Here is a 16,355-nt window from a genome sequence, read left to right on the forward strand (position 1 = left end):
TCTTTTCACGATCCCTCTCACTATTCCCCATTTCTATAGACCCCTATCCAGATACTATATCCACTACTCATGATTCCCTTTCAAGTTCATGATTGATCAACTCATTTTATTCATAGGGTCTTAAGGAGCTATTTTAAAAAAATATTTGATTAGAAGCGGAGTGATTTATCAGATAGTATCCAAATTGTTTTTTTATTGTTGTTGAAAATTAATTTTAGAAAAGGGTGTATGTATTGAAAAAAATATTGTCATTGGCTCTCATCACCGTGTTAGTCATACAGTCAAGTATATTGGGAATATTGCCTTTAGCAGGAGCACAGGCCAAAGAAATTCAAGAAAATATTTTTGGGGATATTGAGTTTGCTGACAGCGAAGGAAACAAGTTATCAAACAAGGAAGATCAGCAAGTCAGAAAGGCCATTGTTCATTGGTCGATAAAAGGAATTGATCTAAAAAAGCAATTTCCGTATGTTCTCTCACTTCCTGCAGGCATACAGGTAGAAAAGGAGCAGAAGGAACTAATTACTGTGGGTGACATATCTGTTGGCGAGTATACCGTTTCAAAACAAAATGAAGTGACGGTCATATTGAAAGAGGATGTCGAGCTTGATCCAAATTTAGAAGGATCAATAGACATCGATGTCACTAGTATAGCTGAGCAAAAAGAGAAAACAAAGCAAAATGAGGGTGAAGAAAGCCTTCCAAAAGAGGACTCAACCTCATCTGAAAAAAACGATAAGAATCAAGAAACTGCTCAAACGAAAAAAAGCGATGAAGATGAATTACTAAAGAACAAAGTGAACGTATCTAAGCGTGTAGGGCTGCAAAGTGTTTCAAAACAATTGCAAATACAAGAAAATCTTCTCACTGATGCAAAATTAATTTTTGAAGATCAGGAAGGAAATTCAGTTGATAAGCCTGACATCAACTCGCTTATTTCCATTAACTATGAGTGGGCGATCCCAAATGGTCATAGCTATAATGGCGGGGATGAATTCCATTTCAAGGTTCCAGAGGAATTAGTGATTTATGAAAAAATCGATCGTCTTGAGATGAAATTTAATCAGGCAACCATTGGTTATTTTTCTGTAGATGAGAGCGGAAATGCCTCCATCGAATTCACGGATTTTATAAAACAATATTCAAATATCCATGGAACACTTCAAGTGTGGACGCAATTAGATCAAAAAACAGTCATTACTGAAGAAAAAGAAGTGGTCATTACCCCGATTGAAGGCAAAGATACGATATCGATCCCGATTCAATACATTCCAAATGGTCCAAACGTCTCGAAAAAGGGAGAACCAAATCGATCTTACAATGCTGAAACCATTCAATGGACAGTCGATTTTAATATGGACTTAGACGATGTGAAACAAGCGAAACTGTTAGATCCGATTCAAGAAGGTCAAGCGTTAAAGAAAGATTCAATCAAGCTTTACCGTGTTGATACAAAGCTAAATGGTGAAACATCGCTTGGTCAGCTGCTTGACGAAAATCACTACACAATCGGCCAAACAGCAGATGGTCAAGATTTCACGATTGAATTTAAAGATGACGTGCATCTAGCCTACCGTTTAATGTATGAAACGGACATTACGAATCAAGATCAGTCTGCGTTTCGTAATAAAGCGTCCCTTGTCTCTGCTGATAAAGTGATTAGTTCAGCAGAAGGAACAGTGAATGTGACAAGAGGCAGTCCTTTAAATAAAAAAGCCGCCCACTACGACCCAGTCACACAAACAATTACGTGGGAAATTCGTTATAACTATAACGAAAAAAAGATTGCTGAAAAGGATGCTTTGTTAGAAGACTTCTTTAATGGCACGCAGGCGCTGATTTCTGATTCATTTCAAGTCAAGGAAGTCACAATTGATCAGGATGGTAAAGAATCAGGAACAAAAGCGTTTGGAAATTATGTGGTTCAACCTCAAAAAAAGGATGAACAAAACGGGTTTACCTTGCAATTCAATCAAGATATTCAATCGGCTTATCTCATCACATATCAAACAAAAGCAACCGAGCGGATTTTCGAAGCTGAAGAGATTATCAATACTGTAACAGCTGGTAAAGAGAGCAAACAAGGAAAGCAAAGAATTGATCAGCAAATCCTGACGAAAAATCATGGAACACCGAATTACAAGAACAAGACCATTCCATGGCGTATCGTCTTCAACAAAGATCAACAAACCATGAACAACCTGATATTAAAAGATACGTTTACAAACGAAGGATTGACGCTGCAAAAAGATAGTTTAAAAGTGACGACAGGTAATACAGTGCTTGAAGAAGGCACAGATTATCAAATCGTTGAACATACAAATGGTTTTGATATTCAATTTATGAAAGAAATCAAGACAGAACATACCGTCACATATACAACGTCTTTTGATTATGAAAAAAGAGCAGATAAAGATCAAAAGAACCTGCAAAATCATGTAAAGCTTGAATGGGTAAATGAAGATGGCAAGGATTTGACGAAGGAAAATCAATCTGTCTTCACGCCTGACACATACACGCAGTCAAATGGGTTCAAGAACGGAACATATGATGCAAAGAAAAAAGAGATCACATGGAATATCGGTGTGAACTATAACTTGAAACATTTAGAAGAGGCGAAAATCGAGGATTTCATTCAAGGAAATCAGCGTTTGCTTAAAGATTCAATCATCGTCTACTCGCTTGATTTACAAGGCGGGGAAAATGGGGCGGAAGAAAAAGAGGTATTAGCGAAAGAACATTATGACATCAAATTCCTTGAAAATGAAAAGGGAGAATCAGGATTCGAAGTCACTTTCAAACATGCCATTGATTCCCCATACAAAATCACGTATCAAACAAGTGTTGAAGGAATGGATTTAGTACAGAAAACCTATGAAAATAAAGCGACCCTTTATGATGGAAAGACGAAAGAATCAGATGTGAATGCTGTGGTGTCCATTCCAAATGGAGGGAAATACACGAGCAAATCAGGAAATCAGCAAGGAAAAGTCATTGATTGGAAACTGAATATCAACTTTGGTCAATCAACAGTCCAAGATGCGACGATTATAGACCATCCGAGCAGTAACCAAGCCATAATAGAAAACTCATTTCATCTGTATTCGACGACAATAGATGAAAAGGGGCAAGTGACCAAAAAGGAAGAACTGGAAAAAGGGAAGGATTATGAGCTAGACCTTGAATTCGATCCAGATTCTTTTCAAATCAAATTTAAAGAAGAAATCACGAGACCATATATTTTAGAATACCAATCTCTCATTTTAGATAAGGTGGGAAGTACACTACAAAATGAAGTAACGTTTAGAGGTGAAAATGTAAAAGAAATTAAAAAGGAATCCGAAGCCTCAATTGTGGTCAAACGTACCGCTGGCATGGGAGATGGCACAGGAGCGATTGGCGCTTTAACCATTAAAAAGGTAGATGCGAGTAGTGGGAAAGCGCTAAAAGGAGCAAGCTTTTCTCTGACAGATGCGGCGAGCGGTATCGTCATTGGAACAAAGACAACAGATGAAGAAGGAGCTCTTCGATTTGATCGTCTTCTGTATGGTGACTATATCGTGACAGAAGAGAAAGCACCTGATGGTTATATTAAGACGAAAGAACCAATCAATGTCACAATTGATCAGCCTTACGAATCAGGAGATCAAGCGAAAACAGGAAATAGCATGACGGTGCAGAACCAAGAAATCCGCCAGCATGTCAAGCTCACGAAAAAAGACAAAGAGACAGGTGCTGCATTAGAGAATGCAGAATTTGAACTAAAAAATGAATCTGGGGATACCGTTCAAACCCATTTGAAAACGGACGAAAAAGGAGAAATTCTTTTCAAACATCTTGACCCAGGTTCTTATTATTTTGTGGAGACAAACGCACCGAAAGGCTATCAATTAAATCAGCAAAAATGGCCGTTCACCATTAAAGAAAATCAAACAGAAACAACGATTGTAACTGCAGTAAATGACATCATCAAAGGCTCTGCTGAATTGAGCAAAATAGGTGAAGGCGGAGAGAGACTAGAAGGTGCACAGTTCAAGCTCTTAGATCAAGACGGACATGAGCTAAATGGTTCGCTCGTCACAGGAGAAAATGGCAAAATCACGATAAGCGAACTAAGACCGGGTACGTATCAGCTCATTGAAACAAAAGCACCAGATGGTTATGTATTAGATGAAACACCAATCACATTTGAAGTACCACTCGATCCAACAGAACCAGTCATCATTTCACAAAAGAACCTATATGAAACAAGTGCATTAGAAGTGATGAAAGAAGGGGAAGATGGCAAGAAGCTTCAAGGTGTTCGATTTGAAATCACGGATCAAAATGACGAAGTTGTACGTAAAGATTTGACAACAGATGAAGATGGGAAGCTTTTGGTCAATAACCTCAAACCGGGCAAATATCAGCTTGTAGAGACAGAGAGTATTGATGGTTATCAAAAGAAAAATAAACCTTATCCGTTTACCATCGAAATCGCACAAAAAACACCGGCAGAGATCAAAGTGATCAATGATCTCAAAACTGGAGCTGTCCAGCTCACGAAGCTTGGTGAAAAGAATGAAGCGCTTGAAGGAGCAGAATTCAAGCTTGTAGATGCAAATGGAAAAGAGATAAAAACAGGTCTTCTCACTGATCAAAACGGGGAAATCATCGTCAACGATCTTAAACCTGGAACCTATCAGTTTGTTGAAACGAAGGCTCCATTCGGTCATGAGCTTGACGAAACACCTGTCACTTTTGCTATCCCATTTAACCCTGAGAAGCTAGTCAGTGTGACAAAAGAAAATAGCCGCACTACAGGCGGAGTGCTGTTACACAAAAAAGGAGAAGATGGAAAATCATTAGAAGGGGTTGTCTTTGATCTATCTGATGCCAAAGGAAAAATAGTGGCAGGAGGAGAAGGAATCACAACCAATCAGGATGGAAAGATTACCTTCACGGGTCTAAAACCTGGAACCTATCAATTTGTTGAAAGAAAGAGTCTTGAAGGCTATGAATTGAGTGCGACACCACTTGTCTTTGAAGTTGAATTAGGTCAAAAAGAATTGATTCAAGTGGAGGCCATCAATCAGCTCAAGAAAGGTTCTGTAGAACTAACAAAAATAGGGGAAGAAAAAGAAAGATTGAAAGGCGCAGAATTTACACTTTTCAATGACGATGGTAAAGAATTGATGTCAGGTTTAACAACCAACGAAAAAGGCATCATCACTGTCAACGATTTGAAACCAGGCGCTTACCAATTGGTTGAAACGAAGGCTCCTTTTGGACATCAACTTGATGCAGAACCAGTAGACTTCAAGATTGATTTCAATCCAAATCAACTGGTGAAAGTGACAAAAGAAAATATTCGGACGACAAGTGCTGTGAAACTTGAGAAAAAAGGGGAGGATGGTCAGTTGCTCGCTGGCGTGACCTTTGAACTGATTGATGCGCACGGTCAGCGTGTGAAGAAAGACTTAAAGACAGACAAAAACGGTCAACTGACAGTCGATCAACTGAAGCCAGGAACCTACCAATTTGTCGAAACAGCAAGCATTGCCGGCTATGAATTGGATCAGACACCTGTCTCATTTACGATTCGATTAGGTCAAGACAAACCAGCAAAAGTAGAAATGATCAACAAACTGACGCCGGGAGCAGTGGAACTGACCAAAGTGGATGATGAGGGACATACGCTCGAACATGCAGAGTTTGCTCTTCTGAGTAAAGAAGGGAAAACGTTGAAGAAATCACTTGTAACCGACCAAAAAGGAAAGCTTCATATCAACGATCTAAAACCGGGAGAATATCAATTCGTTGAAACGAAAGCACCTCATGGCTATCAATTGGATCATAAGCCGATCCTGTTTACAATTGAAAAAAATCAGCAGAAGCCACTTCAATTAACAGCAAAGAATCATTTGATCTTAGGAAGTCTGCGTATCATAAAGGTAGATCAGCAGACAGATAGAACCTTAAAAGGTGCAGCCTTTGATATTCGTACAAAAGCTGGAAAAACGATAAAATCTGTGACAACAGGAAAAGACGGAGAAGCCATTGTCAAAGGGCTTAAACCTGGTGAATATACACTCACAGAGACGAAAGCTCCAAATGGTTATGTAGCTTTAAAAAAACCACTCGCTTTTACAATTCAAATGGGCGAAGTGGAGATCAAGACAATGATTGTGAAAAATGCTCCAATGAAGAATGAAGAGGACCACACGAATCCTCCAGCCTCAGATAAAGGGGATCAACATCCGCCCCATGACTCAAACGGTGAGCTGCCAAAGACTGGAGAAGAATGGCTGCGTTATATGATGTATGCAGGGATTTTACTAATAGTATCTGGAGCTGTTCTCCTTGTTCTTAGAAGAAGAACCATTCAGTAAAAGGAAGGAACGAGTGTATTAATGAAAAAAAGAACCTTATTAGGCAGCTTTTTGGTGGTCGCGGGACTAATGCTCATCTCCGTTCCTTTTATATATGAGTGGCGAACTTCTCAAGAGACAGCGGCAATGGAACAGGCATTAAAGATGATAGAAGAAAATGACAGTGATGCCCTTTCTTCTATTCCACATCTCACTGTGTCAGAAGAAGACCTTCGAGATGTAATGGAGCTAGAGATCCCGTCAATTGATTTAAACGAAAAAGTGCTTCCTGTTACATCAAAAGAAAATTTAGGTATTGCACTAACTCAGATCAAATCTCATCAAATGCCAGGTGAAGGGAATTTCACGATTGCGGGCCATAGAGGGTATAGAGGCGATCGGCTTTTCAGGCAGCTGCCTGAGGTGCCGAAAGGAGAAAAAGTCGTCTTACATCATCAAGCGAAAACATACGAATATAAAATTGTCAGCTCAGCTACAATTGAACCGACGGATGTTGATGTACTAAAGGATCGCGGGAAAAATGAACTGACATTGATCACTTGTACTCTTGATGGCCAGAAACGATTTGTCTTAAAAGGAATACGAATCAATGCTTCAAAAAGTGAGCAGCCGTCGGATGTATAACACCAACATAATAGATGATGGGTACGATGGAAAAGCGACGCTCACAACCGACATGTTACACCAATTGTTATCAGAGCATTATCCAACTTTAAAAAACGAATGTTGGGATGTTGATGTAGATACAATCCGGACTTCGCCTATTCTTCACCCTATATTAAAAAGAAAGCTTCCAATTGGTATCGAAAAATTCACCTGTGTTTTGTTCACGCAGCAAACAGTAGCTTTTGGCGAACCTTTGATTGTGTACTTTTTATTAGATGAAAAAGGCGAAATGATTTACGCAATGGGTATCTTGCTCGAGCAGCAAGATATCCATTAAACGAGAAATAAAAAAGGAAGGGACTTTGATCCCTTCCTTTTTTGTGATTTAATTACGCAAATAACTTCAGCCCAACGACGCCAATCACAATCAGCAGCAAGCTGAGGATACGAATCATGTTTTTCGGCTCTTTAAATAGAATCATATTAAACAAGACAGAGCCCGCCGTTCCAAGTCCAATCCAGACTGTATAGGCAACGGATACTTGAACGGAAGAGAACGAGGCGTATAAAAACAAAAAGGATAGGGCAAATCCGCCAACAAATAAAATGCCTGTCGTGATTTGCTTTTTCTTACTGAACATATTGAGACCAATGGTTCCGCCAATTTCAAAGGCAGAGGCTAACAGCACAAAAAACCAGCCCATTTATACCGCTTCTCCTTTCTGCTCATGTGCATCTCCATCAGACACTTTCAGTCCAATAATGCCGAGAATTAAAATACCCATAAATAAGAGTTTTTCTAATGAAAACGAACCGCCAAACAGTGCATAATCCATCAAAGACGTACCAATCGTTCCAACTCCGGCAAACACGGCGTACACGGTGCCTGTCGGCAGCTTCTCGCAGGCTTTCATTAAAAAATAAAAATCAATCGGGATCAGGCAGATAATGATCGCCCACTCCCACACAGCATCAGCTTTATTTAAACCAAATACCCAAAGTAATTCGAATAAACAAGTGAGTGCGACATACATCCAGCTTTTTTTCATCGTATTTCCTCCTAAAACTAAAAACTGACGATTCGTCATTTTGAAACCAAAAAAGAGCGTACAGCAAGTGCTGTACTAAGTTAAGGTGTCTCTATGCCAAGTGCGTAAAGGAGAAATTGCTTTACCTCTCGCTTTTGAATCAGAACCTCTTCTGTATCTGTTTCTGTAAATAAGTACATTTGCTCAGCAGACGATTCCAGTAAACCGATAATGAATTTGGCTGCATATTGACAGTTCAAATTCGCACGGACCTTTTTGTCCTGCTTTGCTTTTTCTAAAAAAGCAGCGACCCATTTGTAAATCGGCTCATAAATATCTTCCCATTCCTTTAAATGCTCCGTGGCTGCTAAACCTGAGTAGGTCAGAGCAAGGACGTCACGGTATTGTCTTGTAAAAGAGAAGATGAATTCAACAAGCGCATCTGCTTGATCGAGGACATCTGCATGCTGAGTTAATTCCTTTTCGATCGCAGGCACCATCTGTGCGATAAGATGTTCTGCGATAGCAGGCATGACGGAAAGCTTTGAAGGAAAATATAAATAAAACGTTCCTTGCGCTACTCCTGCTGCTTTCACAATATCCGAAATGGTCGTCTTTTCGATTCCTTTTTCTTTAAACGCGCCAATGGCAGCAAGCATAATCTTTTCTCGTTTCGACACATCATCACCGACCTTAAATGACTGAATGTCAGTCAGTTTAGCGGAAAAATGACGATTTGTCAATATGGGTTTCTCGTCATTGAATAGGAGAATAAGTGATGAATAGATGCAGGCAAGCCTGAATAAGCTGTAAATATGGTCAAGCATCATGTGAGAAAGGGGCAGCTCTCCGTATGACATTCAGTGCGATGTTTTCCATTGCTTATTTTCTCTTGCTCGTCCCGCTCTATCTACATATGAGATACAGACAGGCGAAAAAGCACAAACGATTTATCTATTTACGAACAGAAATCGTTCTTGCCTGTCTGTTTATGTATACGAATGTTTTATTGTATTTGACGGTCTTTCCTAATCGTTTTTCCGCACCAAGGGATCAAGTGAGTGTCAACCTCATGCCTTTGCAGTCCATTTATCAAAATCTCCATGCCTATCATCACGGCTATCCCAATCTTGTTTTTTTAAATTTGGCAGGGAACATTTTGTTATTTGTGCCACTTGGTTTTTTTCTCTATCAAGCATTCCGAACCTTGCGCTGGCAAAAGGCGATTCTTGCTGGCTTTTTCTTGTCAACAATGATTGAAGTGCTTCAATGGATATTCTCGCAATCTGGTATGATTACAAGAAGCAGCGATATTGATGATATTCTCTTAAATACACTTGGCACAGCGCTAGGTTGTATGTTGTATCGGATGTATCAACGAAGGAAGGAGAAAATCAAGTGAAGCGAGTTTGTATCATTCCATGTGGGGCGAAGAAAATGTGGGACGTCCATCCAGAGGCAGGGAGCCAGCCGGCGAACCTCGTTTATTTAAGTCCGCTGCATCAGCGTACGAAAAGCTATGCCCAAACATTCTTTTCAGACTACCTAATCATTTCAGCGAAGCATGGATTCTTAAAGGCAGATGATATTATTCATGAAAATTATGATGTGGCTTTTGGTACACCGCATACTGATCAGATAACAAGAGAAGCACTAAGTCAGCAATTTCATGAAAAATATCTCACTGCATATGATGAATTAGTGATACTAGGTGGAAAGAAATATCGAAAGGTGATCGATCCTTTATTACTTCCTCATCAGAAAGCGATTTATCCGCTAGCTCCATATAAGGGAATTGGCTATATGCTTCAGGCGTTAAAGCAAGCCGTTGAGACAAAAATAGAACTTCCGCCGCATATTTAACGTATTCACATCTACCGGTAAGCAGGGTTTTGATCATTAAAAAGAGAATGAATGAAGTAGCGATGCTGATTGTTTCATATCTTTTCAGCAGCCACTTGGATGTCCGCATCGCTTATTAGAGTGGCTATATGAAAAAGGGGGCGTATGAACATGACAACCATCTATTTAGCTGGTGATTCAACCGTTTCATCTTACCCAGATCGTCCTGTTCAAGGAGGGTGGGGAGAGTTTTTACATCGCTACACAGCGCAGGGTGTGAGCGTCGACAACCGCGCAATCGGTGGAAGAAGCTCAAAAACATTCATTGAAGAAGGACGGCTTGATAAAATATTGGCTGACATTCAGCCTGGGGACTGGCTGTTTACACAAATGGGGCACAATGATGCTTCAACGGAGAAGCCCGAACGGCATACAGATCCTTTCACAACGTATAAAAGCTATTTGTCTCAATATATTCACGGAGCAAGAGCGAAAGGAGCTACACCGCTTTTATTAACGCCAGTTGGCCGCTTTCATGAAAAAGACGGAGAATATATCAATGATTTCCCTGATTACTGTGCCGCTATGAAAGAACTAGCTGATGAAGAAGAAGTCCTTCTTGTAGATTTAAATACGGCAAGCCTTCAGTTTTATCAAATTTCCGGCATAGAGAAAACGACTTCTTACTTTATGCTGTCAACAGGCATAGAGGATCGCACGCACTTTACAAAAGAAGGAGCAGATGCGATTGCAAGACTTGTTTCGCTGGAATTAAAGGACCTTGGATTAACGATTGTGTGATGGAGGACAGGACGAGAAAGCGCTCGTCCTGTTCTTTTTTGCAGAAAGCTATTGATTCCCTTCACCAGAGTAGACTACAATAGGTACATATGATAATGAGAATCAATATCACTTATAAATAGATCAATCGATGAAAAACTGGAGGGACTCAAATGACAGAACAACTTGAATTATTTGACGTCACCATTATTGGCGGCGGTCCAGCAGGAATGTACACCGCCTTTTATAGTGGGATGCGGGATTTAAAGACGAAGGTACTTGAGTATAACGAAAGCCTTGGCGGGAAAATCCTACTGTATCCTGAAAAGGTCATTTGGGATGTAGGCGGTTTGCCGCCAACAAGAGGTGAACAGTTGATTCAGCAGCTGGAAACGCAGGCGAAAACATTTGAACCAGAGATTGCACTGAATCAAAAAATCACGTCATTCGAGCGCGATGAACATCAGAACATTTTGCTGACAGCTGAGAATGGTGATCGCCATTTGACGAAGACCCTCATTTTAGCAATGGGCCACGGTATTCCTGTTCAGCGGAAACTTGAAATCGAGCATGCAGACCGTTATGAAGTGACAAACCTTTATTACACAGTGCAGGAGCTTAAGACATTTGCAGGAAAGCGAGTGGTCATCTCTGGAGGCGGCGATTCTGCGGTTGACTGGGCAAATGCCCTTGTTCCAATTGCTGAAAGTGTCACCGTCGTGCATCGCCGTGACATGTTTGGCGGACATGAGAAAAACGTCGCCAACATGAAAGCATCTTGCACACGAATTTTAACCCCACATGAACTGACGGAACTTCATGGTCAAGGTGACAAAATTGATGCTGTCACTATTCAACATTTAGAGACAGGTGAAATCGAACGAATAGAAACAGACGCTGTCATCGTCAACCACGGTATGAAAGGCGATTTAAGCGTGCTATCAGAATGGGGACTCAAGCAAGGTGAATGGGGACTAATCGAGGTCAATGAAAAAATGGAAACCAATTTACCGGGCGTCTATGCGGTAGGCGATTTATGTACACATAAAAGCAAGGTCCGCTTAATTGCTGGGGCATTTGTTGACGGAGTCAATGCGCTCAATAGTGCAAAGCTGTATATCGAGCCAGAAGCCGAAAAAGTGGCGTATGTTTCTTCTCATAACGAACGCTTTAAAGAGAAAAACAAAGAATTGCAAACGGCTGGCGCTCGTTAATGAACAGGAACATCCAGTCAACCATTGAAGTGCTAAAATTTTAGCACTTTTTTTATATGGAAGGAGAAAGAGAAAATGACAACCCGTACTCATACCATTCTGCGCATGAAAGAAAGTAGAGAGCGATCTCTTTCTGTCAAACAAACAGTCTCCTGGCAAACATCTTCCCCTATGTTCTTGACTTGCGATGGATCTGTGAGAATTGAAATGGAAGGATTACAATATCAGCTAAACGCAAAAGACAGTATATTGATTCGCTCAGGTATAAACGTCATGCTCCAATCTTTATCAAGCGAGGAGGTGTCAATTCACACAATCACCTTTAACCAATTTACCCTGGCAAATGATGCGCAAAATGAATTGGTCTATAAGATGAATTATGACGATCTCCCGGATAATGGATCGATGGTCAAAGGCTCTGCCATGCTTTTTTCCTGCATCAAACAAATGAAGACGAGTCAAATGAAGACGAGTCAAAGCACCCAAGAACAGGTGAAAGGGCTGGAGGACATCATGCACATCTTTCACCGTCAATCCAAGCTATACACTGAGAAGGTCCATTATTCTATTGAAATGATTTTGCAATATATGGCGCAGCATTATGAAAAAAAGCTAACGAGAAAAGACTTAGCCCATAAGATGGGTTTTCATGAGAGCTATTTTTCGACCTTTTTCAAACAAAGTATGGGACTAAGTGTGACGGACTATATTGCCCAAATTCGAATGGATGAAGCAAAAAAACGTCTTCTGCAAACAGATGATCAAATTCAAATGATTGCGCGGCAAGTGGGCTATACAGACAGTTTATATTTCAGCAGGATCTTCAGGCGGAAGACAGGAAGGACCCCTAGTCAGTTCCGAAACAATCGAAGACCAGAGCGGATTGCTGCTTTTCAATTTGTCGGAACATTGGTCGCGCTAGGCATTCGCCCTGTCTGCATTGACAAAGAAACCTTTCTTCATTCAGATATACTCAAAGATCAGCTGGCCGGTGCGCTGGTCATAGATGAAGACACGCCTGATGACGTTTTTAAATCACTTCAACTAGATTTAATCATCATTCCTAACTATTTTTATTCGAAGCCTGAGTTGATCAAGCGCTTGGAGCGGATTGCCCCTGTCCTTGTTTTGCCATATGGCGGTGGTCATGTGGTACAAGAAGTCTTATCTACAGGCCGCCTGTTAGGAAGAGAGAAAGAGGCAGATGATTGGGTGAAACGCTTCAAACATGTGAGTCAAAAGGCAAGAAATGATCTATCTTCCTTTAGGGAAAAAGGAGAGACAGTGGCGATTTATGAAATGAGAGGACATGACAAAGTGTATATGTGGTCCTATGATGCTAGAGGCGCCTTCTACCTTTATGAAACGCTTGACTTAAAGCCTCCGAAGACGATTCTAGAAGAAGTTCTTCTCCCTAATCAACATACAGTCATTCCTTTAGAGAGGCTAAGAGAATTCGAGGCGGATCACATGTTTTTTATTGTAAGCGTTGAACATGGGTGGTATGAACAAATGGATCAGCGGCTGGAGGAAAGCGATGTTCTTCGTCAATTATCCTCTGTGAAAAACGGAACCTTCTATCCACTAAAGCTAGAGGAGTTTCGATTTGATGAGGGGGAGCGGGTGATTCATTTAATGAACCGATTTGTCTCTCAATTGACTCAGGTAGCCGATCCAACAATTGTCCATATGTAAGTTGCGAGAATCCTCCATAGACCATTTCGTACGAGGTTGTTAGAATACATGAGACTAGTAATTGATAACTGTTCTCATTTATATCGGGGAAATGAAGGAGGAATACTCATATGAAAAAGGCATATTGGATATGTGCTGTCATCCTCATGCTGGTATTGTCAGCATGTGGTCATAAAGAACAAGCCAAAACGGCAGAAACAAAGGAACAAACAAAAACCATTGAGACCGTAAAAGGAAAAATCGACATTCCGGCAAACCCAAAACGCATTCTCATAGATGGATATTTAGGCAGTGCCATTGCTTTGGATGTTCACCCTGTAGGTGCAACAACACAAGATTTAAAGAATGTACACTTGAAGGACAAGATCAAAGGCATAGAGGACATGAGTGACGAACGTTCAGCTGAAAAAGTACTCAGCTTAAAGCCTGATCTGATTATCACAGCAGTACAGGACGAAAAAGTCTATGATGTGTATAAAAAAATAGCGCCAACACTCGTATACCCTTACAATTCATTCAAAGATGCACAGGAAGAAATCAAGACTTTGGCTAAAGTGTTAAACAAAGAAGCGGAAGGAAAGGCGTTTCTCGCCTCCTTTGATCAACGAATCGAAACAGCTCGAAAAAAAGTGAAGTCTGCATTAAAAGAGAATGACACAGTTTCCATCATGGGCGCGTTTAAAAACGATGTGTATGTGTATGGGAACGGAATTTACCGAGGTGGACAGGCACTATATCAACAACTGCAAATGAACCCACCAAAGCAGGTCGAAGATATAATTTTAAACAGTAAAACAGGCTACGAAGTACTCTCCTATGAAACCCTTCCGAAATATGCAGGAGATTATATATTCATTGATGAATCAAATGGCGGGACATTTGATAAAAATAATTCCATTTGGAAGAGTTTAAAAGCTGTCAAAAAAGAGCAAACCTATCAACTAGATGCAGAATTCTTTTGGCCTTATGATCCAATTGCAGTCATGAATCAAGCTGAAAAATTTGCTGATATATTGACAGATTTATCTCATCAGTAGGAGGTCTGTCAATTGTTTAAACGCTTTTTTTCATACTACAAACCCTATATGGGACTATTTATATTAGATTTTTCCTGTGCGGTACTGGCGGCCTTACTCGAACTATCCTTTCCACTAGCCATCAGTAAAGTGATGGACGATTTACTGCCAAATGGTAATTGGGAAGCCATTTGGTTCTGGGGCAGTTTGCTGCTTGTTTTATACGTTATCAGCTCCACCATGCATTACGTTGTGACCTATTTTGGCCATAAGCTGGGCATCAATATTGAGACTGATATGAGGAACCAGCTATTCTCTCATGTACAGAGAATGTCCTTCCGCTTCTTTGACCAAAAGAAAACAGGTAAGCTCGTTTCTCGTATGACCAATGACTTAATGGATATTGGAGAGATGGCACATCACGGCCCAGAGGATTTATTTATTGCCATTATGACATTAACGGGCGCGTTTGGCCTCATGCTATCGATTAACTGGCAGCTTGCGGTCCTTACATTTATTGTCGTTCCATTTTTGATCGGATTATCCGTCTACTTTACGAAAAAAATGTCTGCTGCTTTTGATAACATGTTTTCAAGCATTGGACAATTCCATTCACGAGTGGAAAACAATATTAGCGGCATTCGTGTGGTGAAAGCATTCGGAAATGAGTCACATGAAATGGATCGTTTTATCGAGCATAACGAGGAGTTTAGAAAAACAAAACTGACAACGTATCAAATGATGGCAGTTCATACAGCAGTGAGTCATTTCCTCATTAAAAGCGTCACGGTATTTGGCCTCGTGTGTGGTGCATGGTTTGTATTGCAAAAAAATATGACGTATGGCGAATTTGTTTCATTCGTCCTATTAACAGGTATTTTCTTAGGACCAATTCAACAAATTAATGCAGTCATTGAAATGTATCCAAAAGGTGCAGCCGGCTTTAAACGATTCGCATCACTCATCGATCAAACACCAGATGAAAAGGATGATGAGGATGCAATCGAAGTCCAGCAGTTAAAAGGGAATATCATTTTTGACCACGTTTCTTTTCAATATGAATCAAACAAACCCGTGCTGCATGACATCAATCTAGAGGTCAAACAAGGAGAGAAAATTGCCATTGTCGGCCCATCTGGTGCTGGGAAATCGACCCTTTGCAGTCTGATTCCCCGTTTTTATGAATGGCAGGAGGGGAGCATTACAATTGATGGCATAGAAACGAGAAAGATGACACTTGCATCGCTGCGTTCTCAAATTGGTGTCGTGCAGCAAGAGATTTATTTATTTCATGGAACGATACGTGAAAACATCCTATACGGAAAACTGGATGCATCGGAAGAGGAAATTTGGCAGGCAGTAGAGAAGGCTCAGCTGATGGATTTAGTCAATAGTTTGCCAAAAGGGCTTGATACGATCATTGGTGAGCGCGGGATGATGTTATCTGGCGGACAAAAGCAGCGTATCTCCATAGCACGTATTTTCTTAAAAAATCCGCCGATTTTCATTTTAGATGAGGCGACCTCTTCGCTTGATACCGAGACAGAGTCTTTTATCCAAGCATCACTAGAAGAGCTGGCTCAGGGACGAACGACCTTTATTATTGCGCATCGTTTAGCGACAATACAGCATGCTGACCGCATTATCGTTCTCACAAAAGAAGGCGTAAAAGAGCAAGGAAAACATGAAGAGTTACTCAAAATGAACGGTCTGTACCGCCGGTTATACGAAACACAATTTAGAATGTAAATTTTGCGCTAAAAAAGAAGACAAAGGGCTAAAATAACCTTATTTTAGCCCTTT

The 16,355-nt window shown here is 40.5% G+C and carries 13 protein-coding genes; 10 read left to right on the forward strand and 3 right to left on the reverse strand.

Annotation, left to right across the window (positions count from 1 at the left end; genetic code table 11):
- Positions 1-224: 224 nt before the first annotated feature.
- From MHI16_RS04325 to MHI16_RS04335, 3 genes are read left to right on the forward strand one after another with little or no spacing between them, the layout of a single operon-like run.
- On the forward strand, positions 225-6,371 hold the full coding sequence (locus MHI16_RS04325) for a SpaA isopeptide-forming pilin-related protein (protein WP_342498115.1): 6,147 nt from the start codon (positions 225-227) through the stop codon (positions 6,369-6,371).
- A 21-nt stretch (positions 6,372-6,392) separates the two neighbouring features.
- The gene (locus MHI16_RS04330; RefSeq protein WP_058015751.1) at positions 6,393-6,995 is read left to right on the forward strand and encodes a class D sortase; all 603 of its coding nucleotides are present in this window, start codon (positions 6,393-6,395) and stop codon (positions 6,993-6,995) included.
- Positions 6,988-7,314: a hypothetical protein gene (locus MHI16_RS04335; RefSeq protein WP_058015752.1), complete on the forward strand. Its 327-nt coding sequence runs from the start codon at positions 6,988-6,990 to the stop codon at positions 7,312-7,314. Before MHI16_RS04330 ends, MHI16_RS04335 begins: the two co-directional genes overlap by 8 nt.
- A gap of 52 nt (positions 7,315-7,366) precedes the next feature.
- Here the strand turns inward: MHI16_RS04335 and MHI16_RS04340 are convergent, their stop codons facing one another.
- The 3 genes from MHI16_RS04340 to MHI16_RS04350 all read right to left on the reverse strand — a co-directional run bounded on the left by MHI16_RS04340 (position 7,367) and on the right by MHI16_RS04350 (position 8,685).
- Positions 7,367-7,681: a multidrug efflux SMR transporter gene (locus MHI16_RS04340; protein ID WP_034665057.1), complete on the reverse strand. Its 315-nt coding sequence runs from the start codon at positions 7,679-7,681 to the stop codon at positions 7,367-7,369.
- Complete coding sequence (locus MHI16_RS04345; protein ID WP_058015753.1) at positions 7,682-8,026, reverse strand: SMR family transporter; 345 nt, start codon at positions 8,024-8,026, stop codon at positions 7,682-7,684.
- Between the two features lie 80 nt (positions 8,027-8,106).
- The gene (locus MHI16_RS04350; RefSeq protein ID WP_058015792.1) at positions 8,107-8,685 is read right to left on the reverse strand and encodes a TetR family transcriptional regulator; all 579 of its coding nucleotides are present in this window, start codon (positions 8,683-8,685) and stop codon (positions 8,107-8,109) included.
- 173 nt (positions 8,686-8,858) lie between these two features.
- Here MHI16_RS04350 and MHI16_RS04355 point away from each other — a divergent pair, with 173 nt between their 5' ends.
- The 7 genes from MHI16_RS04355 (at position 8,859) to MHI16_RS04385 (ending at position 16,301) form a co-directional block, all read left to right on the forward strand.
- Positions 8,859-9,407, forward strand: coding sequence for a VanZ family protein (locus tag MHI16_RS04355; RefSeq protein WP_058015754.1), 549 nt, complete (start codon positions 8,859-8,861; stop codon positions 9,405-9,407).
- Positions 9,404-9,868 (forward strand): DUF6884 domain-containing protein, encoded by a 465-nt coding sequence (locus MHI16_RS04360; RefSeq protein WP_058015755.1) that lies wholly within the window; start codon positions 9,404-9,406, stop codon positions 9,866-9,868. The genes MHI16_RS04355 and MHI16_RS04360 overlap by 4 nt, the downstream gene beginning before the upstream one ends.
- Positions 9,869-10,018: 150 nt before the next feature.
- Positions 10,019-10,648, forward strand: a complete 630-nt coding sequence (locus MHI16_RS04365) for a rhamnogalacturonan acetylesterase (RefSeq protein WP_039167979.1) — start codon at positions 10,019-10,021, stop codon at positions 10,646-10,648.
- Positions 10,649-10,800: 152 nt separating this feature from the next.
- Positions 10,801-11,841, forward strand: a complete 1,041-nt coding sequence (locus MHI16_RS04370; RefSeq protein ID WP_268465898.1) for an NAD(P)/FAD-dependent oxidoreductase — start codon at positions 10,801-10,803, stop codon at positions 11,839-11,841.
- Between the two features lie 75 nt (positions 11,842-11,916).
- Positions 11,917-13,536: an AraC family transcriptional regulator gene (locus MHI16_RS04375; protein ID WP_268465896.1), complete on the forward strand. Its 1,620-nt coding sequence runs from the start codon at positions 11,917-11,919 to the stop codon at positions 13,534-13,536.
- A gap of 110 nt (positions 13,537-13,646) precedes the next feature.
- Positions 13,647-14,573 (forward strand): ABC transporter substrate-binding protein, encoded by a 927-nt coding sequence (locus tag MHI16_RS04380; RefSeq protein WP_268465893.1) that lies wholly within the window; start codon positions 13,647-13,649, stop codon positions 14,571-14,573.
- A 12-nt stretch (positions 14,574-14,585) separates the two neighbouring features.
- The gene (locus tag MHI16_RS04385) at positions 14,586-16,301 is read left to right on the forward strand and encodes an ABC transporter ATP-binding protein (protein WP_058015759.1); all 1,716 of its coding nucleotides are present in this window, start codon (positions 14,586-14,588) and stop codon (positions 16,299-16,301) included.
- Positions 16,302-16,355 lie beyond the last annotated feature (54 nt).

This window comes from Bacillus sp. FSL K6-0923, assembly GCF_038630825.1.
GTDB classification, from domain to species: Bacteria; Bacillota; Bacilli; order Bacillales; family Bacillaceae; genus Bacillus; species Bacillus pumilus.

Coding starts and splice junctions, on each gene's coding strand:
- MHI16_RS04345 (WP_058015753.1), bottom strand. CDS start 8,026: ATGAAAAAAAGCTGGATGTATGTCGCACTCACTTGTTTATTCGAATTA.
- MHI16_RS04340 (WP_034665057.1), bottom strand. CDS start 7,681: ATGGGCTGGTTTTTTGTGCTGTTAGCCTCTGCCTTTGAAATTGGCGGA.
- MHI16_RS04355 (WP_058015754.1), top strand. CDS start 8,859: ATGACATTCAGTGCGATGTTTTCCATTGCTTATTTTCTCTTGCTCGTC.
- MHI16_RS04380 (WP_268465893.1), top strand. CDS start 13,647: ATGAAAAAGGCATATTGGATATGTGCTGTCATCCTCATGCTGGTATTG.
- MHI16_RS04375 (WP_268465896.1), top strand. CDS start 11,917: ATGACAACCCGTACTCATACCATTCTGCGCATGAAAGAAAGTAGAGAG.
- MHI16_RS04330 (WP_058015751.1), top strand. CDS start 6,393: ATGAAAAAAAGAACCTTATTAGGCAGCTTTTTGGTGGTCGCGGGACTA.
- MHI16_RS04365 (WP_039167979.1), top strand. CDS start 10,019: ATGACAACCATCTATTTAGCTGGTGATTCAACCGTTTCATCTTACCCA.
- MHI16_RS04335 (WP_058015752.1), top strand. CDS start 6,988: ATGTATAACACCAACATAATAGATGATGGGTACGATGGAAAAGCGACG.
- MHI16_RS04370 (WP_268465898.1), top strand. CDS start 10,801: ATGACAGAACAACTTGAATTATTTGACGTCACCATTATTGGCGGCGGT.